This window comes from Rhizobium ecuadorense, assembly GCF_001187535.1.
GTDB classification, from domain to species: domain Bacteria; phylum Pseudomonadota; class Alphaproteobacteria; order Rhizobiales; family Rhizobiaceae; genus Rhizobium; species Rhizobium ecuadorense.
Genome location: NZ_LFIO01000975.1, coordinates 1 through 266 on the forward strand (window position 1 = coordinate 1; position 266 = coordinate 266).

Sequence of the window (266 nt, forward strand, 5' to 3'; positions counted from 1 at the left end):
GGGTCGCCTTTCCGATGCTCTTCGTCGTCATCCTGTTCCTTGGCCTGTTCATGCTCGCCATGTCGGTGAACGAATATATCGACCCGCGCTCGCGCCTGGCCCGCATGGGAGCTTGAGGAGATGCAGAACCTGATGAGGACGCAGCCTTTGACCCTTGCCGAAAACGCCATGGATGCACTGACGATCGACGGGCTTAAATGTTATTACGTCAATGATTATTTCGGCGTGCGGCGGGAGATCCGCGCAGTCGACGATATCAGCCTGAC

Annotated in this window: 2 pseudogenes; both read left to right on the top strand. The window is 56.8% G+C overall.

The features are described from left to right. Nucleotides 1–116 (top strand): annotated as a pseudogene (locus AF337_RS45500) (ABC transporter permease); the annotation flags it as partial. 4 nt (nucleotides 117–120) lie between these two features. Beyond that, a pseudogene (locus AF337_RS45505) lies at nucleotides 121–266 on the top strand (ABC transporter ATP-binding protein); the annotation flags it as partial.